This is a genomic window from bacterium (genome assembly GCA_022616075.1).
Taxonomy (GTDB): Bacteria; Acidobacteriota; HRBIN11; order JAKEFK01; family JAKEFK01; genus JAKEFK01.
In genome coordinates this window covers 1-7,262 of sequence record JAKEFK010000401.1, presented here as the reverse complement: position 1 = coordinate 7,262, position 7,262 = coordinate 1, and the positions used below count along the sequence as shown (strand labels likewise).

Genomic DNA, 7,262 nt, shown 5'->3' with positions numbered 1-7,262 from the left:
GTTGGAGCGCGGGCATCCTTGCCCGCAAAATGCTCGTCGAGCGATCAGGTTTTTGCGGACTGGAAGTCCGCGCTCCAACTGATTTTTCAACAAGCTCGGCTTCCAGCCTGCAGAAGAATAAACTACAATCGTGACACGGCATCAGCCGCCGCATTCAAATAAACGGATTTAGGATTCAGCGCGTATTCGCGCAAGCAAGCTTCCGTGAATTTGATTGCATGCTCTTCTTGCAGATTCACAGCTCGATCGATCAAGTTGTCCCGTTTGATTTCTTCTTCTTCCAGAGTCCTGACGGAACCTGCGCCTGCTATGCTATACAGGCCGGCAGCCAGCTGCCAGCCGTAGCGAATCAGTTTCCTTGTTGTTTCCTGCGAGACGAACGGAAGCAGCGATCGCAAGGCTGTTGTGGCCGTGACCGTGTGAATGAGTGTAATGAAATTCTGGCGCGTAACGTTCTTCACATAAGCGTTTGCAAATGTTTCTGTCGCCTCCGAAAGGATTTGCTGCGAATTCGCGGATGGATCGATGAGATCTGCAACGCCGGAAAAAGGAGCGAAATCATGGAGACTTCGCAAACCGATCATGATAGAGCCTCCGTTAGCGCGTCTTTCCATTGGCAGTAAGGGGATTCGATAAAACGCCTGCGCTGGTTTAAGTTTTGGAGTCGCCGCAATTCGTTGGTTCGGCTTTTCCAATTCCGGTAACGTTTGATAATACGCGGCCCAGTAAGCAAGACCCTGTGCAAGTTCGCGGAGGCGAGGATCCGTTCGCCTGCGCGATAGACTTCGCACCGCGTGAGCCGTTCGAATCAACCCGTGTCCTGCAGCCGCGGCCAATCCGGGCGCAAGCGCATCGCACCAGTGGTTCAGCACCTCTTTCCAGTCTTTTTCCTGCAGTTCCCGGTGAAACAGATTCGCCCAATCAGCGACACGAACTGCATCGCCCAATGCTTCCTGCCAGTTTTTTTGCGAGATCGGCTGGGTTGAAGCGGGATACGCTGAAACAAACCGTTTCTTGTAAGCTTCCACGAACGCAATCACGCGATCCTTGCAACCAAGCGCTACCAGCGCTTCCGCTGCCATCGGTCCATGATTCGTAAGCGGGGCCAATTTCGCCATCCTCTCCAAAGCGTCATCCATCACATCCGCATCGACCGCTCCGAACAACAAATTTGGCGAAATCCATGTGAGCGCCGCAGACAAGGAGGCATCACGGATAAAACGCCTTCGTGGATATTGGTTTTGTTTCACCGGTCTCTCATTATTACTACTTATACTACTGCATCTTAAGCCCTTGAACATGGAATTGTTATGAATGGTGGAATTCCGGTAACGAATAGTACGAAAAAAGACTCGAATAGCCGTATTAACTACTCGGCACAAGGACAGGGTTCGGCGGCAAGCTCGTAAGTGACCTCGAAGTTCCCACGGTGGATACCTTTCACGCTCCGAACAATCTTGTTGTCCGCTCCGCCAGAGGTCATGATGAGCTGCTTGTCACCACCTTCTAATTGAATAATGGAAGGTGTGTGGTTCGTGATTCTAAGCTCAACCGGTTCTTCGGTCCCGCGAACCCAGAGCCGCATGGGCGTGGATTGCCCCTTCCATAATTTGTCTTGATCAATTTCTCCAACAACACCAAGCACGAGAAATTCTGCTCTGTCGGCAGCGGTAAACCCCATTGCAGAGTTACCGGTCAGCAGGTGACGGCCAGGCTGCATCGCGGCAGGCACAACGAGATGCACAACCTGAGAAGAAGTGCTCGTAAACGGATTTACAGGCTGCCCATCTAACAGAATTCCGGTATACGTGTTTCCAGGGAACCATCCGCACACGCAAAGAGAATTTTCAATGAATGCCCTGGGAGTGCAGTTCACGATCCTGGGCTTCCCCTCTTCAGGGAGATCGACAACGCGAGTATCGGGCGCAGCAGAAACATCGATCAGCTTTTCACCCCATGGGTCCGTATACTGAACGCTCATAGAATCCCCTGCCTTCAAAGTTTCGGGCAAGCGAACTGAATACCGTAATGATTCGATCCTCCGGCACGGAGTTCCGGAAATCATCCAATTGCCATCCACAGGTGTTTGTGTCAGATCAAGCGGCTGAAAAGTCAGCTCTTCACCTGGAGAAACTTTCGGCGAAAGAGTGAGCACATCTTCTAATACAGTGCGGACAATCACGCGCGGCAGGCGGAAGACCTCAATTTTGTCTTCGAAAATTTTTTGATTGCCCCGTGAAACCGTCACCTTAGCATCTTTTGGACATTTTGCTTTTGAAAAATTCAGACGCACATAAGCATTTGATTCATTGTCTATCGGGCGCCCAGTCAAAATGATTTCCGATTTTTCTTTTCTTGCTGTCCAACCTTCCGGAACAATCACCGCAGTCGCATCTTCGGCCTCCTTTTCATCCAATTTCACCCGCATTTCCGTGGTGCCCTGCAAATCTAAAACGGCACTTGCAGTAGCGCTGGACTGCGTCTCTCCGAGCAGCACACTTTGTGTTGCTTTCACAACAAGGAGTAACGCATCCTGACCGTTTGTATTTTCACGCGCCGCAGCACGGACTGCAGAGCCTTTTCCCTTGTCGGCTCCGGCAAGAATTGTCAACAAAACGATTCCGGCACAAAATAGAAATTCCTTATACCTCATCGCGGCCCTCCTACTGCAGCTTCAAATTAAACCAGAACTCCTTTGATTTTCCTGACGCGTGCTGAACCAGTAAGCGAATGGTCCATTCCGGAGGACCCTTGAGCTCCGACACCGGAATATTTCCAAGAATATTCTCGCGAACGGCGGCGGTGACCGTCACATTTTTTTTCCACTGTGCCGGTTTTGATCCGGCTCCAATTTCCAGAGATGCGATTTGAAACTGGTTTGCATCGGCGCTTCCATTCAACTGCACCTTGGAACCATCTGCATCACTGACGACTTGAACACCGGTTATGTCAGCAATATGTAGAAACCGGGATCCGCTTTGATCGCAGCCGCGGCATCCTGCAGACCATAACCCGTGTGCTGATCTTTGCCCGGGACATCTAGATCGCGCGCCAATTGCAGCAGCATGCGTTCCACCTGTTCGTTGGAAAGTTGTGGATTCACGGATAGGATCAGGGATGCAGTTCCTCCGCTTTCTGAAATTCTAGCACGTGGCAAAGTTAGACCGTAGCAAGAACGTTCAAGACCGATTCATTTCAGGCATCAAAAATCAAGAACATGATAAAAAATTTTGAGTTATTACTCGGCTGCATATTTTTTTTGTGCTTGGAGTCCACGGCAGTTTCCGGTTGCTCCAGAAGTGTTCATCGACCGCTTTTAAGGGTTCTGAGGGGATTACCTTCAATGGCGAAGGTCAGTTGTTCATCGGAGCAGACGGCGCAGTCTGGATTGCGGAACCGGATGGTAACGTTAAACAAATCGCAGATCTTGATCAGCCTCTTGGCCTGGCTGGTTTTGGAAAACAAGATATTCTTGCAGCGGACTTCGGACCAAAGAATGTATTTCGACACGGAGAAAATACTGACGGAATTGTCTGGCGTATCACGCCAAAAGGGGACAAAAAAGTTGTCGCTACGGGAATAGCGGATCCTAATTTCATTGTTGTTTTGCCGGACAATACATTGCTCATTTCCGATGATGGCACCGATAAAATCTACAGGGTTTCGAACGGCTCAGTTTCTATCTGGTCAACAGAGGTCGACTATCCCAATGGGATGTCTTTCTCTTGACAACGGCGTCCTTTATGTTGCGCAAATTTTCAGCAGCTTGAAACCGATTGTTGGTGATGATCGCGTGAGGGAAAGATCTCGAAAGTGCCGGTTGGCCTGAAGGGCGCAAAACTTTACAGATAAGGAAAGGTCTTGCTGCTTTCAACGTAATGTCCGGGAGGAACCAGGTCAATTTCAACTTTTCACTGAGGGAAGCGACTCAAAAGCTAAATCGAAAGAGCAGACTAGAAGGCTGGCTAGACGCCCGGCTGGGAAGCCTGCTCTGCTATGAGAATGTCAAGTCCTCCCTATTCATTCTGGTTTCCTAACTGTGGAATATTCATCGCCCTGCCCCTACCAGAGCGGGCATGGACGTTTCAACCAGAAGATCGACAAACTCGATCAAATAGGGTGATGTCATGGTGGTTTTTATCATCGCTGCACGCCATTGTCGATGAAAGCCTTTTCGGGTCATCGGAACGGCGCGAAGCAATCCGGCTTTTATTTGAGGAGCAACTGCCCACCGCGCCATCACGCTCACCCCCAAACCGGCTTTGACCATTTCTACGATTGCCTCAGTAAGCTCCAGTTGAGAAACCTGTTTTGGAGCAACACCGGCTGGGATCAAGACCTTTTGAAATACAGAAAGCTCTTCTTTCGGCACCGAGTAGACAATCAGGTGCTCTTCCGCGAAATCCCTCGCGACTAGATATGGGCGGGATGCAAGAGGGTGATCCCTGGGGAGAATGACAACCAATTCATCACGAAAAAGCGGCTTGAAGAGAAGATTCCGATTACGAACCTGGGTGGTGGTTAAAGCAATGTCCAGCCTTCCGCTCAGTAGTGCTTCAATAGGCCGTCGGGTGGCATCCGCTACAATACGAACTTCGACACGGGGAAAGGCTTGGTGAAAATCCCTCAGAACCGCGGGTAGCCAATGATAGCAAGTATAGCATTCGGTGCTGATCCGCATTATCCCCAGACGGTTCGCGGCGATCTGTTGTATATCTTCTTCAATTTGCTCCAGCTCCTGCAACATCCCACGCGCAGAATTGAGTAATCGCTCGCCCGCCTGCGTCAATATCATCTTTTTGTTCATCCGAAGAAAGAGTGGCGCCCCCAGCCTGCTTTCAATGCCCTGCAATTGATGCGAAAGGGCTGATTGAGTCAGATGCAAACGATTGGCGGCCCTCGTGACAGTGCCTTCTTCAGCCACTGCCGTGACTAGTTTCAGGTGCCGCACTTCAAGATTCAACATGCCGTTTGTTTAAATAATAATGAACCATTCTCATTGATATCATGAAAACAATTAATTTGTTTTGTGAATCTTCTCTACTATAACATAACAATAACGGTATTCGTAAACCGATTTGAAACGTATGGAACGTCCGATGCCGCACGAGAGTGAACAATTTGGTGCGGTTGTTTCCCGTCGAGAACTTTGTGGTTTGATTCATAGCGAAAAAGTGTACCGGTCTTCCTGTCAACTGCCAACACATACACATACGGATCTGTATTTCTGCACAATCGTTCGAGGCGATTGCAAAGAATACGGGCAAGGCAGTGAAAAGCTTTACGGTCAATCTACAACGGTGTTTCATCCTGCAGGCGATGTTCACAGAAATGAGTTCGGACCCGATGGTGGCCACGCTTCAAGCCTGGAATTTTCTGACGCCTGGCAGCCTCGCCTGAAAAACTGTTCCGAATGGCTTGAACAACAATCAGTGCATCAGAATGATACCGTAAGCTGGTTAGCGCTTCGCCTTCGCCGGGAGTTTCAGGAGTATGATGAGGCAACACCGCTGGCCGTCGAGGCATTGGCCCTGGAACTTCTTTGCATGCTTGCAAGGAGAAATAAACAGCGGCCGATAGATAGGACGCCTCCTGTTTGGCTCAAACGCATTGAGCAATTTCTAAATGAGCATTCCGGTGAACCCATTTCAATGAATCAGCTTTCACTAATTGCAGGCGTTCACTCAGTACATTTGATCCGTACTTTTCGTAAGTTTCACGGTGTCACAGTCGGCGACTACCTAAGGCGCCGCCGAATAGAAACGGCTTGCCATCTGCTTCAAAGCACCAGGCTATCAGTAACAGAGATTGCCTTACAGGCCGGATTCTATGATCAAAGTCATTTCACGCGAACATTCCGCGCCATTGTTGGTCTGAATCCAAGTGTTTTTCGATCGCAAGGAGAAATACGCTAGGCGACTCACGAATGACTTTGAGACTTCAACAAGGAGAATATTTCGGCACTACTGTGCGGCGCAGTGAATTTAACGGATTAATTTTGACAGAAAGAGTTTATCCTCCGGCGTGTGAAATTCCGGCCCACGCGCACGAAAACCTGTATTTTGGCACAGTCATTCGCGGTGCCTGCCGAGAAACCATGAGCGGAAAAGAAAGAGCGTGCCAACCTTTGACCGCCATCATGCATCCTGCCGGAGAAGTTCACAAAGATCTATTCGGACTGGAGGGTGGCCATACTTTTAGTTTGGAATTTGGTGACGCCTGGCGTGATCGGCTCGAACCGTATTCATTGTGGATCCAGCAGCCTCGAATTTACCGGAAAGAAAGAATGAACCAGATGCTCTATCGTGTCGTTCGAGAGTTCCGAGAATTCGACTCTGCTGCACCTCTGGCGATTGAGGCCCTAGCCCTGGAAATGGTCTCGCAAATGATAAGAAAGGAGAAGCGTCCGGAAAAACATCCGCCCGGATGGTTGAAGCGCGTAGAGGAATTCTTTGAAGAACATGTAGATCAACGTCTTTCGCTCCGCGATCTATCCAGGATTGCCGGTGTTCATACTGTGCATTTAATCAGAACGTTTCGTAAGTTCCACGGGCTGACCGTTGGAGAATATCTGCGTCGTCTGCGCATTGATCTCGCTTGCCGTCTCTTGCAAACGAGCGATCAGTCTATTGCCGATATCGCTCACCAGGTGGGATTCTTCGATCAGAGCCACTTTTCAAGAACACTACGAAGAATGAAAGGTTTGACTCCGGGTCAGCTTCGTTCCCGTTTTCAGCGACAATAACTTCATTTACTCCAAACCGCTCAGAACAGAAGTCAGCCACACTACAAATGTTAACTATTTACAGCCAGGTTGTTTCCGTCCAAGACGAATAAGAATCAGCATCGGTATCTTGATGTGGAGATACAGGGAGGATGTTGAGATGAAGTTTTCTAGTCGATTCAAGGCAGCATTCAGTTTCTACATTCGGTCAATTCCTTTCGTTGCAATTCTGCTATTCATTCCGCAAGGAGAATGTCTCGCAAGCGTGTATCTATCAGATTTCGCAAATCTACATCCCAATCTGCGTGGCGGAGAACCCGACCCGGCAGAAGAACACAATTTGGACGATACTGGCATCAATTTATTGAACGGAAATGTTTTTTTTAATGAGCCACTTTCCATTACTTATCCAGTTACTGATTTCCTTGAGTACAAGTTCGGTTTAAGATACAGTTCCGATGTCTGGAGGTTCTCCACAACAACCACATGGCAGACTCCTTCAAATGCAGGCCTCGGCTTTGACGTTTCCTTCGGCCGG

At 49.2% G+C, this 7,262-nt stretch carries 9 protein-coding genes; 4 read left to right on the top strand and 5 right to left on the bottom strand.

The annotated features are described in order from the left end of the window. Positions 1 to 122 precede the first annotated feature (122 nt). The 4 genes from L0156_30570 to L0156_30555 all read right to left on the bottom strand — a co-directional run bounded on the left by L0156_30570 (position 123) and on the right by L0156_30555 (position 3,157). A complete protein-coding gene (locus L0156_30570; protein MCI0607345.1) occupies positions 123 to 1,250 on the bottom strand; it encodes a questin oxidase family protein in 1,128 nt (375 codons plus the stop codon). A 119-nt stretch (positions 1,251 to 1,369) separates the two neighbouring features. Continuing rightward, on the bottom strand, positions 1,370 to 2,653 hold the full coding sequence (locus tag L0156_30565; protein MCI0607344.1) for a hypothetical protein: 1,284 nt from the start codon (positions 2,651 to 2,653) through the stop codon (positions 1,370 to 1,372). 10 nt (positions 2,654 to 2,663) lie between these two features. Continuing rightward, positions 2,664 to 2,906 (bottom strand): hypothetical protein, encoded by a 243-nt coding sequence (locus L0156_30560; protein MCI0607343.1) that lies wholly within the window; start codon positions 2,904 to 2,906, stop codon positions 2,664 to 2,666. Positions 2,907 to 2,944: 38 nt separating this feature from the next. Then, on the bottom strand, positions 2,945 to 3,157 hold the full coding sequence (locus L0156_30555) for a hypothetical protein (GenBank protein MCI0607342.1): 213 nt from the start codon (positions 3,155 to 3,157) through the stop codon (positions 2,945 to 2,947). 200 nt (positions 3,158 to 3,357) lie between these two features. Here L0156_30555 and L0156_30550 point away from each other — a divergent pair, with 200 nt between their 5' ends. Next, a complete protein-coding gene (locus L0156_30550; GenBank protein MCI0607341.1) occupies positions 3,358 to 3,729 on the top strand; it encodes a hypothetical protein in 372 nt (123 codons plus the stop codon). 319 nt (positions 3,730 to 4,048) lie between these two features. On the opposite strand, the gene L0156_30545 is transcribed toward L0156_30550, so the two are convergent. After that, on the bottom strand, positions 4,049 to 4,807 hold the full coding sequence (locus L0156_30545) for a LysR substrate-binding domain-containing protein (protein ID MCI0607340.1): 759 nt from the start codon (positions 4,805 to 4,807) through the stop codon (positions 4,049 to 4,051). 280 nt (positions 4,808 to 5,087) lie between these two features. On the opposite strand from L0156_30545, the gene L0156_30540 reads away from it, so the two are divergent. The 3 genes from L0156_30540 to L0156_30530 all read left to right on the top strand — a co-directional run. Further along, positions 5,088 to 5,915 (top strand): AraC family transcriptional regulator, encoded by an 828-nt coding sequence (locus L0156_30540; protein ID MCI0607339.1) that lies wholly within the window; start codon positions 5,088 to 5,090, stop codon positions 5,913 to 5,915. 182 nt (positions 5,916 to 6,097) lie between these two features. Beyond that, on the top strand, positions 6,098 to 6,745 hold the full coding sequence (locus L0156_30535; protein MCI0607338.1) for an AraC family transcriptional regulator: 648 nt from the start codon (positions 6,098 to 6,100) through the stop codon (positions 6,743 to 6,745). 139 nt (positions 6,746 to 6,884) lie between these two features. Beyond that, positions 6,885 to 7,262, top strand: a 378-nt coding sequence (locus L0156_30530; GenBank protein MCI0607337.1) for a hypothetical protein, incomplete at its 3' end; no start/stop codon positions are given.

Excerpts from the sequence above, each read along its gene's own strand:
- L0156_30565 (MCI0607344.1), bottom strand. The coding sequence starts at position 2,653 with ATGAGGTATAAGGAATTTCTATTTTGTGCCGGAATCGTTTTGTTGACA.
- L0156_30545 (MCI0607340.1), bottom strand. The coding sequence starts at position 4,807 with ATGAACAAAAAGATGATATTGACGCAGGCGGGCGAGCGATTACTCAAT.
- L0156_30540 (MCI0607339.1), top strand. The coding sequence starts at position 5,088 with ATGGAACGTCCGATGCCGCACGAGAGTGAACAATTTGGTGCGGTTGTT.
- L0156_30535 (MCI0607338.1), top strand. The coding sequence starts at position 6,098 with ATGAGCGGAAAAGAAAGAGCGTGCCAACCTTTGACCGCCATCATGCAT.